We start from the raw sequence: 19,421 nt of genomic DNA, 5'->3' as shown, positions 1-19,421 counted from the left end.
CGGGCGGCCCCGGCGTTCACAGTGGCTCAGGCGAGGCCGCGTTCGCGCAGCCGCAGCCAGGTGGCGCTGGCCACGTCGGGGTCGTCGAGGTCCGCGCCGAGCACGCGGGCGGCGGTGGCGATGCGGTGGCGCAGCGTGTTGCGGTGCACCGCCAGTTCGCGGGCCGCGGCCTCCCACTGGCCGCGGTGGCGCAGGTAGGCGACCACCGCGCCGACGAGGTCGCTGCGGGTGTAGGCGAGCAGCGGTTCCAGCGCGGGCGCGGTGCCCGGGCCGTTCTCCCGGGCCAGGTCGCGTACGCTCCCCGCGCCGGTCCGGGCGAGCGCCGCGCGCAGTCCGGGCAGGTGCCCGGCCAGGTCGCGTACGGCCAGCTCCGGCGACACGACCGCGCGCCCACCGGCCCCCGCCCCGGCCACGAACTCCGTCACGCACGCCTGGACGGCGGGCACGTCGCCGGCCGGGACCAGCGTCCACACCTCGTCCGGCCCGACGGCGGCGAGGACGTGCCGCCGGTCGCGGGGCAGCGCCGTCTCCACGGCGTCCAGGAGTTCGGGGCCCGCCGTGCCCGCCCCGGCCACCGCGGCGACCCGCAGCCGGGTGGGCGGGCCCGGTAACCCCAGGTCGGCGGCCAGGTCGCGGGCCGCGGCCGGGTGGCCGAGCAGCAGCAGCCGGGCCACCGCGTCGCGGCCGGCTCTGGCCCCCGCCATGCCGCGTCGCCGGTGCTCGTCCTGCAGGGCCAGCAGTGAGCAGGCGGCCAGCACGAGCTGGCGGTCGCGGGCGCGCATCGGCGGCGGGCAGCCGATGGCCACGAACCCGGTGAGCCGTCCTTGCCTGCTGAGCGGCTGTACCACCACGTCGTCGCCGTCGATGGGCAGCGTCGCCGAGGCGTGCGGGCCGGCGGCGCGGAGCCGGCCGAGTTCGCCCGCGATGAGCCGGGCGGTGGGCCGCCGGTCGCGCGGCCAGACCTCCACGAGCCGCCCCTGGGGGGTGAGCTGCGCGGCCCAGCCCGCCACCGCGTGCGCCAGGGACCTGACCACCGCGGGGACCGGGCTGGGCCCGGCGGCGGCGCGGACCAGGTCGCGGTGCGCGCCGAGCGCGGCGTTCAGCTCCTCCTGGCCGGCCTCGGCGAGCAGCCCCCAGTAGGTGCGGGCGACCAGCAGGAACGGCGTGCGGTCGGGCACGACCAGCAGTGGCAGCCCGGTCCGCGCGCACGCGTCGGCGAGGGCGGGCGGCACCCGCCGGTGTACCGGGCCGAGCCCGAGGCCGACCGCGGCGACGCCCCTTTCGGTCAGCCTGGCGGCGTAGAGCCGGGCCTGGGCCGCGTCGCCGGTGAGCGCCGCCCCGGTGGTGAGCAGTAGCTCGCCGCCCTCCAGGTAGGGGGTGGGGTCGGTCAGCTCGCTGACGTGGACGCCGGTGAGCGGGCGGTCCGGCGGCTGGGCGTCGCCCTCCGGGCGCAGGGCGCGCCCGAGGGCGCGGCTGAGTTCGGTAAGGGTCGGCATCACGCCTCCAGCGCGCCGGATCTTGGATATATCCTCCAAAGTATCGCAAACCTTGTAAGGACTGTCCGAAATGCGGCTGTGCCGGTCACTCTAGCGTCCCCGCGCCGCGGACCCCGCCCGTTCAGGCGTGCGCGGCCCCCGCCAGGATCGCACCGTACTGGATGGCGACCAGATGCCGGATCGGGATGGTCCGGTCGGAGCCGACCGATTCGGCCTCCTCGCACCACTTGGCGTAGGCGGCGGCCAGTTCCCGGCTCCTGGCCCGGATCTCGGGGGTGCGGTTGCCCACGGCCAGTTCGCCCTCCAGCGCCCGCAGCAGCATCCCGCCGAAGCGCAGCCGCATGCTGTTGAGGTTGTCCCGGCAGGAGGCGACCTCGGCGACGGTCGCGGGCCTGCCGTTCTCCGGGGCGCCCGCGCGGTTCTCCTCGGTGACCGCCATCCGTTCGAGCATCGGGATGAACGACCGGCTGGCCCGCAGGAACGGTGAGGTGGTGACGAGATCGGCGGAGGCGGCCGACAGGGTCTCGTCCAGCAGCCGGTAGGCGTCGCGCATCAGCACCGCCTGGTCGGCGATCAGGTCGCGGTAGCGGGTGCCGGTGGGGGTGGTGTCATCGGCGGTGTCGTCGGTCCAGTAGGGAAGTTCGGCGGTGAGGCCGAGCGTGCCGTACTTGCGGATGTAGGAGTCGCTGGCGGCGCCGGCGATGTGCTCGGTCGGGTCCTGGCCGAGCGATTCGAAGTAGTCGTAGGCGTCGACCATGCTGGGGGACAGGAAGACGGCCTGCTCCAGGCGGCGTACCGAGGGGTGTTCCGGCTCGCCCGCGTGCAGCGGCACCCCGTACCTGGCGGGCAGCGCCTTCAGCACCGCGTGCAGTTCCGGCTCGGCCCGGTTGAGATAGTAGAAGACCCCGCCCGCCTCGCCGTTGTGCAGGGTGGTGAAGAAGTCCGGCCGGGTGTCGTCGATCAGCCGCATCAGGGCCAGCGTCTCGGGCAGCACCCGGTCGAAGTAGGCGCGCTTGTAGGCGAACGGGAAGGTCCACTCGACCTGCTCGTGGCCGGGCGGCCGGTAGAAGTGCCTGCCGTAGTGGGTCTTGGTGAACGGACCGGCGAACCACCCCTCGTTGAGCCTGGTGCCGTCCGGGTCCAGGCAGCCCACGATGTGCCAGGTGTACCCGGTGGAGCGGCGCAGCCCGGCGTCCGCGCACAGCCGGGTGGCCAGGTGCGTCACGGTCAGGCCGCCGATCGGCTCGTTGGGGTGCGGCCCCGCCGCGACGATGGCCTGGCGTGGCCCGTCGCCCACGGTCAGGCAGATCAGCGGGTCGCCCAGGCGGGAGGTGCCGATCCGGCGCAGCGAGGCCGTATCGGGATGGTGGCGGGCGAGCCCCGCCAGGCTTTGGTGCACCTCGTCGACGGTGGCGAAACGGTCATACTCGGGTACGGTGTCCAGTTCGTCTACCACACCTCATGATGCGCGCCCGCACCGGGGTAAATCATCGTCGGAGTTCCCAACGTGAGGAACGGGTCATTGTAGTAACCATCCAGACAAGGGGCGCTATTTACCGCATTGTGGAGGGTCAGGCGAGCTGCGCCCGGCGGCTGCTCTGCAGGCAGCGGCAGGCGCCGTAGAGCTGGAGCGCCATGAACAGCGCGCTCACCCAGGACAGCCCGACGCCGGGCGGGTAGTTCTCGAACCCCTGCGGGCCGTTCGCGCCGAACATCAGCGCGCTGCACAGCACCAGCATGACGGGCAGCAGCACCCAGACCATGACCCCGAGCGCCCTGGTGATCCGCTCCGGTCTGCGGATGCGGCGCAGCCCGCGGCCGAGCGCGATCACCGCCACGCCGCCCAGCAGGCCGGTCAGCAGCTGCAGGATGTCCACGGCCCGCGCAGTCGGCACGAACCACTCGGGCCGGTTGACCAGGTCCACCGCCCGTGCCGGGAAGATCTGCCAGATCACCGACCACATCAGCGCGCTCAGCGGCACCGTGAGGAACAGCACCAGGCCCAGCCTGCGGCCCGCGCCCGCGGCCAGCTCCCGCTGGTAGTCCGGGGCGATCTCAGCGACCGGCCCGAACTCCTCGACCGCGGCCCGCTCGGCCTCCACCCGCGTCAGCCCGTCCCGCTCCAGTGCGTCGGCCGCGTCGAACAGGCTGTCGCGGGCCTCGGTGACCAGGTCGCGCTTGCGCCGGTGCGGCCCGGTGAGCGCACGGCCGAGGGAGGTCACGTACTCCTCGATGACGGTCCCTCGTGCCATGCTCTCCTCGCTCGGTGCGCTCGCGTGTCTACGGCGGTGCCGCGACCAGACTATGTCCCTCTTTAGGAGGAGAAATCGGGGAAGCCCCTGATGTGTCCCCGACCCGGCGCGGGCGGCCCCCGGTCACTTGTCCACCCCGGTGCTCATGATCCCCCGCACGAACGCCCGCTGGAAGCAGGCGAACAGCAGCACCGGCACGGCGATGGTCATCATCGTACCGGCCTGGATGTAGGCGGGATTGTGCGTGTAGAGCCCGTTGAAGGCGGCCAGCCCCACCTGCAGCGGCTGCAGGTCGGGCCGCCCGGACAGATAGACCAGCGGGGTGAAGTAGTCGTTCCAGGTGTAGACGAAGTTGAACAACGTGACCGCGCTGATCGCGGGCCACGCCTGCGGCACGATCACCGAGAGCAGCGTGCGCAGCGGCCCCGCCCCGTCGATCGCGGCCGCCTCGTCCATCTCGCGCGGGATGGTCATGAAGTACTGCCGCAGCAGGAACACGCTGTAGGCGTTGGCGAAGAACGCCGGCACCAGCAGCGGCAGCCAGGTCCCCACCCAGCCGATCCGCGCGAAGACCGTGTAGGTCGGGATCAGCGTGACCGTGGCGGGCAGGAAGATCGTGGCGATCAGCAGGGTGAACAGCGGCCCGCGCCCGGGGAAGCGGAAGCGGGCGAAGCCGTAGCCGACCAGCGTGCAGGAAAGGACGGTGCCGAGCGTGCCGATCAGCGCGATGGCGGCGGTGTTGAACAGCAGCCGGGGGAAGTCGATCAGGTTCCACACGTCCGCGTAGTTCGACCACTGCGGCGCGAGGGTCCAGCTCGGCCGCAGCGCCCGCCAGGAGCCCTCCCAGGTGATCACGCCGTCCTGAGGGCGGTCCGGATCGACGAACCCGCTCTGCGTACGCCCCTTCTGGACCAGCGCCAGCTCGCGGACCTCGCCCCCGATGGGCACCTCGTACACGTCGTACCGCCGCCCCTGGTAGGTGAAGGCGCGCGGATCGGACGGCAGCACCGGCGCGTACGCCTGGCTGATCTGCCGCTCGCTCTTCAGCGAGGTCAGCGCCATCTGGACGAGCGGCGACAGGAACGCCGCCACGACGCCGAACATGATGATCGTCAAGATCGCGGCCCGGACGCGCCGCGCGGCGAGCGGTGGCATCGGGGATCACCTCTCGCTCGTGTAGTGGACCCACCGCCTGGACAGGCGGAACAGCAGCAGGGTCACGGCCAGGGTGATGACGAACAGCAGCCAGGCCAGAGTCGAACCGTAGGACATCTCCTGGAAGGTGAAGAACGTCTGGTACAGGTACAGGTTGAAGAAGCGCGTCGCGCCGCCGGGGTCGCCGCTGCCCTCGAACAGCACCAGCGGCACCAGGAAGTACTGCATCACCTCCACCACGGCCAGGATGATCGTGTAGAAGAGCACCGGCGACATCATCGGGATCGTGACGTGGCGCAGCCTGCGCCACCAGCCCGCCCCGTCCAGCAGGGCCGCGTCGTAGAGCTGGGTGGGGATGGCGCGCAGCCCGGCGAGGTTGACGATGATCCCCGAGCCCACCCCCCAGAGGCCGATCAGGACCAGGCCCGGGGTCACCCACGCCGGGTCGTGCAGCCAGCTCGGCGGGTGGGCGACGCCGAGCAGGCGCAGGGCGGAGTTGATCCAGCCGTCGGCGGCCAGCATGTTCTGCCAGATCAGCGCGCCGGCCACGAACGGCACGACGTACGGCATGAACAGCAGCACCCGAAACGCCCCGCTGCCGCGCAGGCTGCGGCTGTTGAGCGCCAGGGCCAGCAGGAACGGCAGCGCGACGACCACCGGCAGCCACATCAGCGCGAACCGGGCGGTCACGCCCAGCGCCGCCCACGCCTGCTCGTCGCCGAGCAGCCGCCGGTAGTTGGAAAGGCCGACGAAGCGCAGCGGCCCCGGCTCGGCCAGTGAGACGTTGAGGAAGGTGAATACGAACGTGGCCGCCATCGGCAGCGCGGTGAACGCGATGAACCCGATGATCCACGGGAGGATGAACAGATACCCGTGCCGGGCCTCCCGCGACATCGGGACCCGCCAGGGCATGCGAACGGCGGTCATCGGACGCCTTTCACGAGGGGGGGTGAGGGCGGCGGCTAGCGGTCCCAGATCTTCTGGATCTCCGCGCGCAGCCGGGACAGCTCGGCGTCCATGTCCAGTCCGCCCTTGGTCATCCAGCGGCTGCGGTAGGTGCCGAGGATGGCGAGCGTCTGGTTGTACTTCGGAGTGTGCGCCTCCGAATGCGGGGTGTCGGCGAACCGCACGCTGTCCTTGACGACCTGCCAGTCCACGGTGTTGGTGAACTGGGCGGCCAGCTTGGTGAAGAAGGCGTCCTGGTCGGCGGTGCGCGCGGGCATCGCCCCGTAGGCCGCCAGCAGCTTGTTCGAGGCCGGGCCCAGCAGGTGGCTCAGGAACTCGAACGCCTCGGCCGGATGCTTGCTCCCGGCCAGGATGCGGAAGGTGTCGGCGCTGGTGGGCGAGGTGGTCTTTCCGTTGTGGGAGGGCATCGCGGCGAGGTCCCAGTCGGGGCCCGCGCCCGCGACGCCGTAGGTGGACCACAGGAAGTTCACGCTCATCGCGACGTGCCCGGAGAAGAACGCGGCGCCGTCGCCGTTGAACCGGTCGGTCTCGAAGACCTGCCCGGTCATCACGAACCGGTCCTTCCACATGCCGTCGTAGAAGAAGCGCCAGGCGTCGGCCCACGGCTCGGGGATCTTCACGGTCTTGCCGTCACCGGAGTCCAGCGACGCGGCGCCGAAGGCCGAGCCCTGGTAGCGCAGGTCGTCGCGGGCGGGCTCGAACCCGTACTGCACGATGTTCCCGGCGTCGAACCCCTCCTGGGTGGCGTCCTTGCCGTTCTTGTCCACGGTGAGGCGCAGCGCCAGCTCCCGCAGCGTGTCGTAGTTCCACTCGGCCTCACGCCCATCAGGCCAGCGGTACTTCTCGCCGTACTTGTGCGGCGGCTCGGCCAGGCCCGCCTCCTCGAACAGGTCGGCCTTGTAGTAGAGGGTCGAGGGGTAGATCGCGAACGGCAGGCCCTCCTGCACCGAGCCGATCCGGTACAGGTCGGCCGCGCCCTCGGAGTAGGGGCGCAGGTCGAAGCCGCGGGCCTTGATGAACGGGCCGAGGTCCAGCCACTGGCCGTGGAAGGCCGCGGCCCCGCCGACGCCGACCGGGCCCACGATGTCGGGGCCGTTGCCGGAGGCGATCTGGGTGGCGAGGGTGTCCCTGGCGGAGTTGTAGGGGACGACCTCCAGCTTCACCTTGATGTCACGGTTGCGGGCGTTGAACTCGTCGACGACGGCCTGCTGCGCCTTGACCTGGTCGGCCTGTTCGCCGGTGCCCAGGCAGCAGTACCAGCGCAACTGCACCGGCGCGGCCTCGCCGCCCGTGCCCGTCGTGCACGCGGTGAGGAACACGAGTGCGGTCAGGGCGGCCAGTAAGCGGGGGAGGGTCCCGTTCATGCGTCTCCTTCAGGGGGTGCCGGCCGCCCCGGCGCCGGGCCGGGGCGGGCGAAGGATCCTTCCTTCGAAGGACAGGCGGGCCCGGTCGCCCCGCATGTAGCTGCGGGTGAACTCGATCGGCTCGACGTCCGGCTCTGGGCCGTACGCGATCCCCTCCACGAGCAGGGCCGGGCGGTCTGATGGCTGGTCGAGCAGGTACGCCTCGTGCGTCCGCAGCAGCACCGGTTCGATGGCCTCGCGGACGCGCGCGATGACCACCCCGTACCGCTCGATCAGCAGGTCGTACAGGGAGTTGCGTTCAAGGTCGTGGTCGAGCAGGCCCTCGAAGCGGGCGGCCCGCAGGTGCACCTGCTCCAAGATCAGCGGCTCGCCGTTGGCGATGCGCAGCCGTTCGAGATAGATGGCGGGCTCGCCCGGCGGCAGCGCGAGCGCGGCGGCCACCGCATCGTTGGACGGCTCGATCCGGGCGTCGACCACCCTGGTCTCGGGGTGCCTGCCGTGCATGCGCATGAGGTCGGCGAAGCTGCCGCCGTAGCCCATCTCGACCTCAAGCCGCGGGCGGGGTCGCAGGACGAACGTGCCGCGCCCCCGAACCCGCTCCAGGCGGCCCTCGCGGCTCAGCTCGTCCAGCGCCCGCCGTACCGGGATGAGGCTGCACCCGTAACGGCGGGCCAGTTCGCGCTCGGGGGGCAGCCGGTCGCCGAGCCGCCATTCCCCTTCGTCCAGCGCGGCGCTCAGCGAGAGATACACCTGATGGTGCAGGGGGGTCGGGCCAGACTCCAGCCGGTAGCGGGCCATCTGGTGTCCCGTCCTTCCTGCTCAGGACGATGATCACACCCAAGCAGTTGATTGATGATAATGTTGTCAGCAATAATCGCCATGGCCGATACCCATGTCAATACGGCAATCAGCGGCTCCCTCGATACAGAGGTAGGCAAGACGTGGCGAACTCCCCCCAATCCCAAGCTTCCTGGCGGGTCGCGCTGACCTTCGACGTCGAGCACCACGACCGCCCCGCACACCCCGACGGCACCCGGCTCGTGCTGCGCACCCTGGCCGAGCGCGACGTGGTGGCGACGCACTTCGTCCAGGGCCGCTGGGCCCAGGCGTACCCCGACCTGGCCAGGGACCTGGCCCGGCAGGGCCATCTGATCGGCAACCACTCCCATCACCACACGCCGATGACCTGGTTATCGGCCAAGGGGCTGGCCAAGGACGTACGGCAGGCCGAGCAGGCCGTCCGCCGCGCCACCGGGCACGACCCCCGCCCCTGGTTCCGCTGCCCCTACGGCGACGGCGCCGACGACCCCGAGGTGCTGGCCGCCCTGGACCGGCTCGGCTACCGCGAGGTGGGCTGGCAGGTCGATCCCTTCGACTGGCGGGCCAAGGCCACCGGGCCCCAGGTGGTCCGCACCGTCATCGAGCAGGCCACCGCGCACGGCGACGGCGCGGTGCTGCTGTTCCACCCCTGGACCCCGGCGACCGGCCGGGCCATGCCGCAGGTCATCGACGGCCTGCGCGCCGCCGGGGCCCGCTTCGTGCGGCTGGACGAGCTGGGATGAGCCGGCCGCGCCTGGCCATCGCCGGCACCGGCTACATCGCCGATCATCACGCGCGGGCCATCGCCGCCGCCGGTGGCGAACTGGTCGCCGCCGTCAACCACCGCGAGCCCTCCCTCGCCGCGCTGGCCGAGCGGTACGGCTTCACCCGCCGCTACCTCGCCCTGGACCGGCTGCTGGCCGACGGCGAGGTGGACGCGCTCGTCGTCGCCACGCCCAACGCGCTGCACGCCGGGCAGGCGATCGAGGCGCTGGCGGCGGGGCTGCCGGTGCTGCTGGAGAAGCCGATGGCCATGACCACCGCCGAGGCCCGGGCCATCGCCGCCGCCCAGCACGGGCCCGCCCGGGTGACGCTCGCGCACTGCCTGCGCTTCGACGAGCAGATCGGCTGGCTGCGCCGCCTGGTCCGCGACGGGGCGCTGGGCCGCCCGGTGCACACCACGGCGTACGCGGTCCACGCCGGTTTCGGCCCGGACGGCTGGTTCACCGATCCCGCGCTGGCCGGTGGCGGCGCGCTGATGGACCTCGGCGTCCACGCCATCGACGCCACCCGGTACGTGCTCGGCGACCCCGAGCCGGTCAGCGTCACCGCGCACTGCGGCGCCCACTACCGCGACCTGCCGGTCGAGGACACCGCGATCCTGACGATCGTCTGGGAGGGCGGGGTGACCTCCGGCGTCGAGGCGGGCTGGTGGCACCCGCACGCGCCCGGCCCCTCGGGGAGCGTGCGCGTGTCCGGCACCGGGGGCTACGCGCAGACCTTCCCCGGCACGCTCGTGCGGGCCGGGGCCGAGCCGGTCGTGTCGCTCGCGGCCGAGCTTTCCGAGGAGGCCGTGCAGCGCAGGTATGACGCGCAGATGCGCGCCTTCCTGGCGACCCTGGCCGGGGCGGAGCCCGCCCCCGGCGCCGCCGACGGCGTCACCTCGATGCGGATCATCGAGGCCGCCTACCAGAGCGCGTCCAGCGGGCGGACGGTCGTCCTCGGGAGGGACCGATGAAGTCGTGGTTCGTGGAGTTCACCGGTCCTGGCGCGGTACGCGTGGCCGAAGAGGACGTCGCCGCCCCCGGGCCGGGGGAGGTGCTGTGCCGTTCGACGCTCTCGCTGATCAGTCCGGGCACCGAGCTGGCCTGCCTGCGCGGGGAGTTCGATCCCGGGTCCAACTGGGAGGAGTGGGTGCGATACCCGTTCCGGCCCGGGTACAGCATGGCCGGGGTCGTGGCGGCGGTGGGCGAGGGGGTCACCGGCCTGCGGCCCGGTGACCGGGTGCAGTCCTACGCCCCCCATCAGGAGTTCGTGACGCTGAAGGAGGGCGAGGCGCGCCCGCTGCCCGCCGCGGTGCCGGACGAGGAGGCGGTGTGGGTGCCGCTGGTCGTCACCGCCGCGGCCGGTGCGGCCAGGGCCGCGATCGCCATGGGCGAGACCGTCGTGGTGCTGGGGCTCGGCCCGGTGGGGCAGCTCGTCGTCCAGTACGCCGTCGCGCACGGCGCCGCCCGGGTCGTGGCGATCGACCCCGACGCCCGGCGGCTGGACCTGGCGCTGGCGGGCGGCGCGACCGACGTACTGGCGATGCCCGCCTCCGAGGCCCGGCCCGCGCTGGCCGCACTGACCGGCGGGGCGATGGCCGACGTGGTGTTCGAGGTCACCGGCGGCACCGCGGTGCTCGCCCGGGCGGTACGGCTGGCCCGGCCCCTGGGCCGGGTCGTGCTGCTGGGCGACACGCCCACGCCGTCGCGGCAGATGCTGGGGCCCGGCGTGGTCAGCGACTCGCTGACGATCCTCGGGGCGCACGCGGGGATCGTCTCCGACGACCCGTCCGCCGGCCCGCTCAACCGCGACGCGGTGACCGAGCTGTACTTCCGCCGCCTGGCCTCGGGCGCGTTCCGCACCGCCGCGATGATCGCCGCCCGTGTCTCGCCTCTGGAGGCGGTTCGGACGTACGAAGGCCTGAGCGGGGGCGGGGCGCCTGCGGGCGCGATCTGCTTCGACTGGAGGGCACTGACGCACGACTAGCGCCGACCGGCACACGTACGGAAAGATCACGATATGCCGGTGTTGATCAGGGCGGCCGTGGTGGGCGCGACCCTCGGGGTGACGCTCGAACTCTTCCGCGCGTTCGGGGTGCCGGCCACCGAAGACGGGGATGACGGCCTCGCGTTCCTGGGGGTGATCCTCGGCATCTTCATCCTGGCCCAACTGCTCGGCTGGGCCGCCAAGGTGCCCTGGTGGCCGCTGGTGGGAGCCCTCGCGCCGTTCGCCATGTTCGCCCTGATGGCGCTGCCGATCGCCTTCGACGACTGGATTCCCGACAACGGCGTGACGGACGTGCTCACGCTCGGCCTTCCCGTGTTCACCGGCTACTTCCTGATCGCCTGGTTGTTCGCGCCCGGTGCCAATGCCGCACGGGCCATCGCCCTCTGCGCGATCATCATCGCCTGCTTCGCCGCCGAGCCGGTGGCCGGCGTGTTGCACGATCGCGAGCGCCTCGGCAAGCTGCGGGCCGTGGACTTCCCACTGGTCGCTCCCGAGATCCCGGGATTTCAGCTCGACGGCCTGGAGGAGGTGTACCTCCCCGACACTCTGAGCCTCGAATATCACCCGGACGACCCGGCGGACCAGCGGTGGATCGAGGTCCGGGTCGCTCCGGCGAAGTCGGGCACTCCCAAGGCGGTCTGCGCTCATCCCGAGCCGAACTGGGCGTGGAAGTCCGTCGAGCCGTGCCGCGAGGCGGCCCCGGGCGTCTGGACGACCCGCCTGGAGAACGGCTACACCGTCGTCTACGCGCTGCACGCGGGTGCGCTGGTGGAGGTCGGCGGCTTCCATGTCAAGGTGGAGGAGCTGGTCGCGGTACTCCCGGCGTTCCGCCCCATCGCCCCGGAGCGACTGGTCCCCTTGGGCCGGTCGCTCTAGTGACGTAAGTCACACCTCTTTCGGTGAACCTGGAAGCTTCCAGGTCACTCCAAAAGACCATGAAATCATTGATTCGGACGCTGGTGATCGCGGGCGCTGCCGCGGCGATCATCCTGCCCGGGGTGGCGGCCGAGGCCGCCGCGATCCCGCACTACAAGAAGCCCAAGGTCTTCGGCACGAAGTTCCAGGCCGACCCGCACCACGACTTCAGCAAGGGCCTGCACCCGCGGCGCAACGGCATCCTGCGCGGCTGGATCACCGAGGTGCGCGGCGGGATCGCGGAGTACGAGCCGATCCGCTGGAAGCTCACCAAGAAGACCGGCGCGCACTTCGTCGGCCCGCCGGAGTACGACGTGATGGCGTACGCCTCGCCGATCGCCAAGGACATGCGGTTCTACAGCGCCTACGGGTGCAAGATCTCGCCGAACGGCACGTCCTACGACGACAACGCCAGCCTGGGCGCCAAGCGGTGCTCCACCAAGGTCCTGCTGGAGCGCACGAAGAAGTTCGGGCCCGCTCCTGCCCTGATCACGGTGCACAAGGGCGCGATCGTCAAGGTCCAGGAGATCTTCACCACCTGAGCGTGACACGGGGTCGCGCGAAAACCGCGCGAGACGCGGCTGGGAGGGCCACAGGGGGCCGGTCCGTCCCGGCGCGAGCGGCGGGTGATGACGCATGAGAGCGACCCGGCCGCGGGCGCGTGGAGCGCCGCCCGGTGAGCCCGGCGAATGAACACCTGCAGACTTTTTCCATACAACAGCGCATAGATCAGCGATTAGCGGCAAATCCTGCCTACGCTCCGGTACATGCGTGCTTCAACCCGGGCGTTAGCCGCCCTTGTCGCCGTCGGCGTGGCCGCCGCCGGAGCGACGGCGCTCTCCGCGCCACCGGCCGCCGCCGCACCCGGCACCGTCGTCGTCAGCCAGGTCTACGGCGGCGGGGGGAACAGCGGGGCCACCCTCACCAACGACTTCGTGGAACTCTTCAACCGGGGGAGCGCCGCGGTGTCCCTGGACGGCTGGTCCGTCCAGTACGCCAGCGCCACCGGCACCGGCCACTTCGGCGCCAACCCCGTCGTGGCGCTGTCGGGCACCCTGGCCCCGGGCCAGTACCACCTCGTCCGGCTGGCCGGCGGCGCCACCGGATCGCCGCCGCCCGCCGCCGACACGACCGGCTCGATCAACATGAGCGGATCGGCGGGCAAGGTCGCCCTGGTCGGCTCGGCCACCGGCCTGGCCTGCAACGGCGGTTCGACCCCCTGCGCGCCCGAGCAGGCGGCGCTGATCCTCGACCTCGTCGGGTACGGCAACGCCGGTTACTTCGAGGGCCCGGCCGCGGCGCCCGCGCTGACCAACGCCACCGCCGCGCTGCGCGGCGGCGACGGCTGCGCCGACACCGACGACAACGCCGCCGACTTCACCGCGGCCGCGCCCGCGCCGCGCAACACCGCCACGCCCGCGGCCCCGTGCGGCGACGTGGAGCCGACGCCCAGCCCCACCCCGACCTCCACGCCCACCCCGACGCCGACGCCGACGGGTGAGCCGTGTGAGACGGCGGCCACCCACGAGATCGCCGAGGTGCAGGGCGGCGGTGAGTCGACCCCGCTCGCGGGACGTACCGTCCGGGTGGAGGGCGTCGTGACCGGCGACTTCCAGAAGTCCACCGAGCTGAGCGGGTTCTTCCTGCAGGACCCGACGCCCGACGCCGACCGCGCGACCTCCGAGGGCGTGTTCGCCTTCGCCCGTGACTCCTTCAAGGACGTCAAGGCCGGCGACCGGGTGCTGGTCACCGGCCGGGCCGTGGAGTACAACGGCTGGACCGAACTGTCCCCGGTCACCGCCGTGGACGTCTGCGGCACCGGCAAGATCAGGCCCGTGGTCCGCACCCTGCCGCGCGCGTCCGGCGAGACGTTCGAGCCGCTGGAGAACATGCTGGTCACCTTTGCCGGGCCGCTGTCGGTGACCGAGCACTACCAGCTCGGGCGGTTCGGCGAGGTCACCGTCTCCTCCGGGGGCCGGCTGTACCAGCCGACCGACCGGGGCGGGGTGGACGCCGGGCGCGACGAGCGCCGCCGCCTGCTGATCGACGACGGCTCCACCGTGCAGAACCCGCCGGACGTGCCCTATACCCGGCCGCGTGCCGTCCGGGTGGGGGACACCGCGCTGAGCGTCACCGGCGTGCTCGGGTACGGCTTCGGCAGCTACCGCCTGCAGCCGACCAAGCAGGTCCGCTTCCTGCCGCTGAACCCGCGCCCGCGGAAGCCGTTCCCGGTGTCCGGCAACGTGAAGGTCGCGAGCTTCAACACGCTCAACTGGTTCACCACGCTCGACTCGCGCGGCGCCGACACCGCCCAGGAGCAGCAGCGGCAGCTCGCCAAGCTGGTCGCCGCGCTCAAGGGCCTGGACGCCGACGCGGTCGGCCTGATGGAGGTCGAGAACAACGGCCAGACCGCCCTCGACGCCCTCGTCGGCGCGCTCAACGCCGAGGCCGGCAAGGACGCCTACGCCGCGCTGCGCCACCCGCACCCGGGCACGGACGCGATCCAGGTCGGCATCATCTACAAGCCCGCCAAGCTGACCCCGGTCGGCGCCGCCCGCTCCTCCGCCGACCCGGTCTTCCGCAGGCCCCCGCTCATCCAGACCTTCCGCAGGGCCAAGGGCGGCACGCCGTTCACCATGATCGTCAACCATTTCAAGAGCAAGGGCTGTGACGGGGCCACCGGCCCCGAGCAGGACCAGGGCGACGGCCAGAGCTGCTTCAACCCCGAGCGCGTACGCCAGTCCAAGGCGGTGCTCGGCCTGATCGACTCCCTCGGCCTGACCAACCCGCTCGTGCTCGGCGACCTCAACGCCTACGGCGAGGAGGACCCGATCCGCACCCTGGAGGCGGGCGGGCTGTCCAGCGTGACCAAGCGGTTCGTGCCGGCCCCGCTGCGCTACAGCTACGTCTTCGACGGCCTGTCCGGCGAACTCGACCACGCCCTGGTGGCCCGGAGCCTGCTCAGGAAGGTGACCGGCGCGACCATCTGGCACATCAACGCCGACGAACCGCTCATTCTCGACTACAACACCGAGTACAACCCGCCCGCCCTCTACCGGCCGGACGCCTTCCGCTCCTCCGACCACGACCCCGTGCTCATCGGCCTGAACCTGTTCTGACCGGCTGTCCGGCGCCGAGCCCGGCCGAGCCCGCGCGGGACATCGTCCGGTCCAGCAGGACGAACCCGGCCGTGAGCGCGGCCAGGCCGGCGCCGACCCAGGGGATGGCGCCGAGCCCGCCCCCGCCGTCGAGCGCGGTGGCGGCCAGTACCGGAACCAGGCTGATGCCGAGCTGGAAGGCCGACACGGTGGTGGCCCCGGCGAGGGTCGGCGCGCCGGCGGCGATGGCGAACACGCGTCCGTAGATCGCCGGGTTCAGCACGAACCCGGCGACGCCGAGCAGCAGCACCAGCGGGACGACGACCGGCGCGTGCCGGGCCGACACCGCGAGCAGTACCGAACAGGCCGCGATCCCGAGCGCCCCCGCCAGGAGGGCCTGGGTGGGCAGCCGGTCGGCGATCCTGCCGCCGATGGACAGCCCGGCGAACGCGCCGACGCCGAACAGGGTCAGGATCACGGGCACCCAGATCCCGGGGATACCGGTGATGTCGGTCAGGAACGCCGCCAGGTAGTTGTAGGAGATCATGTACGCGGCGGTGCTCAGCAGGGTGACGGCGTAGACCACCCACAGGCCGGGGCGGCCCATGACGCGAAGCTCGCCGCGCACGCTCGCCCTGCCGTGCCCGCCGGTGGCGGGCAGCGCGACGAGCGTCAGAACGGCCCCGGCGACGGTGAACGCGGCCACCGCCCAGAATCCGCCCCGCCAGCCGGTGAAGTACCCGAGCATCGCCCCGGCCGGGCCACCGGCGATCATCGCCAGGCTGAGCCCGCTGACGACGACCCCGGAGGCGCGGGCGGCCCGGTCGGCCGGGACCAGGCCGATCGCGGTGACCGCCGCGACCGCCCAGAACCCGGCGTAGGCGAGCCCGCACACGAAGCGGGTGACCAGCAGCACCGGGTAGGCGTCGGTGACCATGCCGATCGCGACGCAGGCGGCGAAGACCACCTGGGTCACCACCAGCGTCGTCCGCCGCGGCAGCCGCAGCGTCACGATGGCCAGCGGCGGCCCGCCCACGACGACCGCGACGGCGAACGCCGAGATCAGCGCCCCCGCGGAGGACAACGTGATCCGCAGATCCGCCGCGACCGCAGGCAGCACCCCGGCCAGCAGGAACTCCGCGCTGCCCATCGAGAACAGGCTGAAGGACAGCAGGTAGACCGCCGGCGGTAACCTCCCCCGGACGCTCGGCCCCTGCTCCTGCACGGCCTCGGCGCTCACCGGCCGGCCCCCGCCGTACGCGGCGAGGAGGTGCGGTGGCGCTCGACGGCGCGGCGGACGTCCTCGTCGACCAGGTCGGCGTTGAGGGCGAAGGCCGCGGCCGAACCCATTCCGGCGGCGGTGATGACCTGGGCGCGCGGGTCGATGACGTTCCCGGCCGCCCAGACCCCCGGCATGCCGGTACGGCCGGTGCGGTCGGCGATGACCCAGCCCTTGTCGTCCATGGCGCAGCCGAGGCCGGTCAGCAGCCCGTCGTGCGGCACCATGCGCGGGAAGAGGAAGACGGCGGCGCGGGGCAGCACCCGGCCACCGGCGAGTTCGACGCCGCGCAGCCGGTCCCCTTCGACCACGAGGCGCTCGATCTCGCCCTCGACGATGCGCAGGCCGAACGCCTCCAGCCGCTCCCGCTCCTCCGCCGCCAGGTCGAGCGTGTGCGGGAGGAAGACCACGTCCTCGCTCCACTGCCGCAGCAGCAGCGCCTGGTGGACCGCCCCCGGGTGCGTGCCGAGTACGGCCAGCGGCCGTCCGGCGACCTCGTGGCCGTGGCAGTAGGGGCAGTGCAGGACGTCCTTGCCCCAGCGTTCGCGCACCCCGGCGATGCCGGGCAGCTCGTCGCGCAGGCCGGTGGCGACCAGGATGCGCCGGGCGCCGAGCACCGGGCCGCCCTCCAGCCGTACGGAGAAGCCGGGCTCGATCTCCGCCACCCGGCCCCGGAGCAGCCGCACGCCGTACCGGGCGACCTCGGCCCGGCCCGCCTCCAGCAGGGCGGCCGGGGGCATCCCGTCGCGGGACAGGAAGCCGTGCATGTGCGCGGCGGGGGCGTTGCGCGGTTCCCCGGCGTCGATCACGGCCACGCTGCGTTGCGCCCGCCCCAAAAGCAGCGCGGCGCTCAGTCCGGCCGCTCCCGCGCCGACCACCACGACGTCGTACCGCGCACCGGTGTTCCGGCCGTTCATCGTCTCGATCATGACGTTCACCTCCGGCCCCGATGGTGCGGGTCGCCCCGGTCGAATGACAACTTTTGTTGCCGTTTCTGGGACGGCGGGGCTGAAATGGACCCATGGAGCAGCGATCCTCGATCGACACCACGCTGGCCCAGGTCGGCAACCGGCTCAGGCACATCCGCACCCGGCGCGGGGTGACCCTGTCCGCACTCGCCGATGCCACCGGCATCTCCAAGAGCACCCTTTCGCGGCTGGAGTCCGGGCAGCGCCGTCCCAGCCTGGAACTGCTGCTGCCGATCGCGCAGGCGCACCAGGTGCCGCTGGACGAACTGGTCGGCGCGCCGGAGGTCGGCGACCCGCGCATCCGCGCCAAGCCCGTCGTACGCAACGGGCGTACCGTGCTCCCGCTGACCACCCAGCCGGGCCCGCTACAGGCGTGGAAGTCGATCATCCCGGCCACGCAGAACGAGCCGCAGCCGGTCACGCACGAAGGGTACGAGTGGATGTACGTCCTGTCCGGACGCGTCCGGCTCATCGTGGCCGACCACGACCTGATCATGGGACCGGGCGAGGCCGCCGAGTTCGACACCCGCCTGCCGCACTGGTTCGGCCCGGCGGGCGACACCCCCGTGGAGGTCCTCAACCTGTTCGGCCGCCAGGGCGAACGCATGCACATGCGCGCCAGGCCCCGCACCGAGCGAGAGGTCCGATAACCGCCGAGGTTTTCCCCGCCCGATGGTGTTGAACAGGGAGAGACGCCAACGGAAGGAGGGGCGGACATGAGGATCCACACGACGATCGCCGGCCCGCTCGGCGAACTGCTGGTGGTGGCGGAGCGGCCCGCCGTCGCCCTGGTGAGCGTGGGGTTTTCCGATCAGGCGGGCGTACGGCCGCAGGGGCGGCGCGACGACGAGGCGTTCGCGGAGGTCCGGCGGCGGTTCGCGGAGTACTTCGCGGGTGAGCGCACCGGCTTCGACCTCGACCACGTGACGGTGGGCGGGACGGCGTTCCAGCAACGGGTGTGGGCCGCGCTCGAAGCCATCCCGTACGGCGAGACCATCACCTACGGCACGCTCACCGAGCGGGCCGGCGCGCCGCGCGACCGCGTCCGGGCGGTGGCCGCCGCCGTCGGCGCCAACCCGCTGCTGATCGTGCGCCCCTGCCACCGCGTGGTCGGCGCGGACGGCGCGCTGACCGGGTACGCGGGCGGCGTCGAGCGCAAGCGGTACCTGCTGGACCACGAGGCCGCGCAGCAGACGCTGCCCGTGTGACCGGCCCGCACCCGAGGAGAGAAAAGGACGATCACGATGACGTCGACACAGACCCGGCCGGATGAGCGCGTCGCGGCGATCGGCCAGGACGCGCTGGCCGGGGAGATGAACGCGCACGGCTGCGCGCTCACCGGCCCGCTGCTGACCGCGGCCGAGTGCCGCGACATAGCCGCGCTCTACGACGAGCCCGCGCTGTTCCGGTCCACGATCGACATGGAACGGCTGCGGTTCGGCCGCGGTCAGTACCGCTACTTCAACCGCCCGTTCCCGGCCCCGATCGAGGAACTGCGGCAGGCGCTCTACCCGCGGCTGCTGCCCATCGCCCGGGACTGGGCCGCGCGGCTCGGCAGGCCCGCGCCCTGGCCGGACACCCTGGACGAGTGGCTGGACATGTGCCACCGCGCCGGGCAGACCAAGTCCACCCAGATCCTGCTGCGCTACCGCGCGGGCGACTGGAACGCGCTGCACCGCGACCTGTACGGGGACCTGGTCTTCCCGATGCAGGTCGTGGTCGGCCTGGACGAGCCCGGCGGCGACTATACCGGCGGGGAGTTCCTGATGGTCGAGCAACGACCCCGGGCCCAGTCCCGCGGCACGGTGACCCTGCTACCCCGCGGCCACGGCCTGGTCTTCACCACCCGCGACCGCCCGGTGCCCTCGGCCCGCGGCTGGTCGGCCGCCCCGGTCCGGCACGGCGTCAGCACGGTACGCACCGGCCTGCGACGCACCCTCGGCCTGGTGTTCCATGACGCGTCCTGACACGCCCGCGGATCGGCATCGACGACCGCCTGGTTTCCTGGGACCGCGGGCGGTCCCCGACGGGAGCTCGGCCGGCCCGGCCCGGTATTCCACGACGCGGCCCGAGGGTCACGCTGATCGACGCGGACGGCCGCCCGGCCGCCCGGGGCGGCGGGCGGGTGTGCCGGGGCGCGGCGTGCGTTCGGGCCGGTGTTTCACGAGGCGAGACGATGTACACGTTGATCGGTGCGGACGGGCGGCCCTACCTGAGCCGGACTCCGGGGACGTTGGGCGGGTATCGGCGCGGGCGGTTGTACGGGAGGCTGGACTGCCCGTCGGCGTTGCGGGCCATCGCGCGGGGCGGGTACATCGGGCAGCGGGTCTTCTTCGC

18 protein-coding genes are annotated in these 19,421 nt (G+C 72.5%); 9 read left to right on the top strand and 9 right to left on the bottom strand.

The window, feature by feature from the left end:
• Positions 1-26: 26 nt before the first annotated feature.
• The 7 genes from DP939_RS17115 to DP939_RS17085 form a co-directional block, all read right to left on the bottom strand.
• Positions 27-1,496 carry a PucR family transcriptional regulator gene (locus tag DP939_RS17115; RefSeq protein WP_113981703.1) on the bottom strand — a complete coding sequence of 490 codons (1,470 nt, stop codon included), beginning with the start codon at positions 1,494-1,496 and terminating at the stop codon, positions 27-29.
• Positions 1,497-1,617: 121 nt separating this feature from the next.
• Positions 1,618-2,952 carry a M14 family zinc carboxypeptidase gene (locus DP939_RS17110; protein ID WP_113981702.1) on the bottom strand — a complete coding sequence of 445 codons (1,335 nt, stop codon included), beginning with the start codon at positions 2,950-2,952 and terminating at the stop codon, positions 1,618-1,620.
• A 115-nt stretch (positions 2,953-3,067) separates the two neighbouring features.
• Complete coding sequence (locus tag DP939_RS17105; RefSeq protein WP_113981701.1) at positions 3,068-3,748, bottom strand: permease prefix domain 1-containing protein; 681 nt, start codon at positions 3,746-3,748, stop codon at positions 3,068-3,070.
• A 123-nt stretch (positions 3,749-3,871) separates the two neighbouring features.
• A complete protein-coding gene (locus DP939_RS17100; RefSeq protein ID WP_113981700.1) occupies positions 3,872-4,903 on the bottom strand; it encodes a carbohydrate ABC transporter permease in 1,032 nt (343 codons plus the stop codon).
• A 6-nt stretch (positions 4,904-4,909) separates the two neighbouring features.
• Positions 4,910-5,830: a carbohydrate ABC transporter permease gene (locus DP939_RS17095; RefSeq protein ID WP_147268028.1), complete on the bottom strand. Its 921-nt coding sequence runs from the start codon at positions 5,828-5,830 to the stop codon at positions 4,910-4,912.
• Between the two features lie 35 nt (positions 5,831-5,865).
• On the bottom strand, positions 5,866-7,233 hold the full coding sequence (locus DP939_RS17090; RefSeq protein ID WP_113981698.1) for an ABC transporter substrate-binding protein: 1,368 nt from the start codon (positions 7,231-7,233) through the stop codon (positions 5,866-5,868).
• A gap of 9 nt (positions 7,234-7,242) precedes the next feature.
• A complete protein-coding gene (locus DP939_RS17085) occupies positions 7,243-8,031 on the bottom strand; it encodes a GntR family transcriptional regulator (protein ID WP_113981697.1) in 789 nt (262 codons plus the stop codon).
• Positions 8,032-8,174: 143 nt separating this feature from the next.
• On the opposite strand from DP939_RS17085, the gene DP939_RS17080 reads away from it, so the two are divergent.
• The 6 genes from DP939_RS17080 to DP939_RS17055 all read left to right on the top strand — a co-directional run bounded on the left by DP939_RS17080 (position 8,175) and on the right by DP939_RS17055 (position 14,858).
• Entirely contained in the window at positions 8,175-8,795 is a 621-nt protein-coding gene (locus DP939_RS17080; protein WP_158578599.1) for a polysaccharide deacetylase family protein, read from the top strand.
• The gene (locus DP939_RS17075) at positions 8,792-9,790 is read left to right on the top strand and encodes a Gfo/Idh/MocA family protein (RefSeq protein ID WP_113981695.1); all 999 of its coding nucleotides are present in this window, start codon (positions 8,792-8,794) and stop codon (positions 9,788-9,790) included. The genes DP939_RS17080 and DP939_RS17075 overlap by 4 nt, the downstream gene beginning before the upstream one ends.
• Complete coding sequence (locus DP939_RS17070; protein ID WP_113981694.1) at positions 9,787-10,803, top strand: zinc-dependent alcohol dehydrogenase; 1,017 nt, start codon at positions 9,787-9,789, stop codon at positions 10,801-10,803. The genes DP939_RS17075 and DP939_RS17070 overlap by 4 nt, the downstream gene beginning before the upstream one ends.
• Positions 10,804-10,836: 33 nt before the next feature.
• Positions 10,837-11,700, top strand: coding sequence for a hypothetical protein (locus DP939_RS17065; RefSeq protein WP_113981693.1), 864 nt, complete (start codon positions 10,837-10,839; stop codon positions 11,698-11,700).
• A gap of 59 nt (positions 11,701-11,759) precedes the next feature.
• A complete protein-coding gene (locus DP939_RS17060) occupies positions 11,760-12,281 on the top strand; it encodes a hypothetical protein (RefSeq protein WP_147268027.1) in 522 nt (173 codons plus the stop codon).
• 225 nt (positions 12,282-12,506) lie between these two features.
• Positions 12,507-14,858 carry an ExeM/NucH family extracellular endonuclease gene (locus DP939_RS17055; RefSeq protein ID WP_113981691.1) on the top strand — a complete coding sequence of 784 codons (2,352 nt, stop codon included), beginning with the start codon at positions 12,507-12,509 and terminating at the stop codon, positions 14,856-14,858.
• On the opposite strand, the gene DP939_RS17050 is transcribed toward DP939_RS17055, so the two are convergent.
• Positions 14,836-16,077, bottom strand: coding sequence for an MFS transporter (locus DP939_RS17050; protein ID WP_113981690.1), 1,242 nt, complete (start codon positions 16,075-16,077; stop codon positions 14,836-14,838). The genes DP939_RS17055 and DP939_RS17050 overlap by 23 nt on opposite strands.
• Positions 16,074-17,045: an NAD(P)/FAD-dependent oxidoreductase gene (locus DP939_RS17045; protein ID WP_113981689.1), complete on the bottom strand. Its 972-nt coding sequence runs from the start codon at positions 17,043-17,045 to the stop codon at positions 16,074-16,076. The genes DP939_RS17050 and DP939_RS17045 overlap by 4 nt, the downstream gene beginning before the upstream one ends.
• 92 nt (positions 17,046-17,137) lie before the next feature.
• Between DP939_RS17045 and DP939_RS17040 the strand changes: the two genes are divergently transcribed.
• The 3 genes from DP939_RS17040 (at position 17,138) to DP939_RS17030 (ending at position 19,051) form a co-directional block, all read left to right on the top strand.
• Positions 17,138-17,734: a helix-turn-helix domain-containing protein gene (locus DP939_RS17040; protein ID WP_113981688.1), complete on the top strand. Its 597-nt coding sequence runs from the start codon at positions 17,138-17,140 to the stop codon at positions 17,732-17,734.
• A 66-nt stretch (positions 17,735-17,800) separates the two neighbouring features.
• The gene (locus tag DP939_RS17035; RefSeq protein WP_113981687.1) at positions 17,801-18,292 is read left to right on the top strand and encodes a methylated-DNA--[protein]-cysteine S-methyltransferase; all 492 of its coding nucleotides are present in this window, start codon (positions 17,801-17,803) and stop codon (positions 18,290-18,292) included.
• A gap of 36 nt (positions 18,293-18,328) precedes the next feature.
• Positions 18,329-19,051 (top strand): 2OG-Fe(II) oxygenase, encoded by a 723-nt coding sequence (locus tag DP939_RS17030; RefSeq protein WP_113981686.1) that lies wholly within the window; start codon positions 18,329-18,331, stop codon positions 19,049-19,051.
• Positions 19,052-19,421 lie beyond the last annotated feature (370 nt).

This window comes from Spongiactinospora rosea (genome assembly GCF_003315795.1).
Lineage (GTDB): Bacteria > Actinomycetota > Actinomycetes > Streptosporangiales > Streptosporangiaceae > Spongiactinospora > Spongiactinospora rosea.
This window is presented reverse-complemented; position numbering and strand designations above follow the sequence as displayed.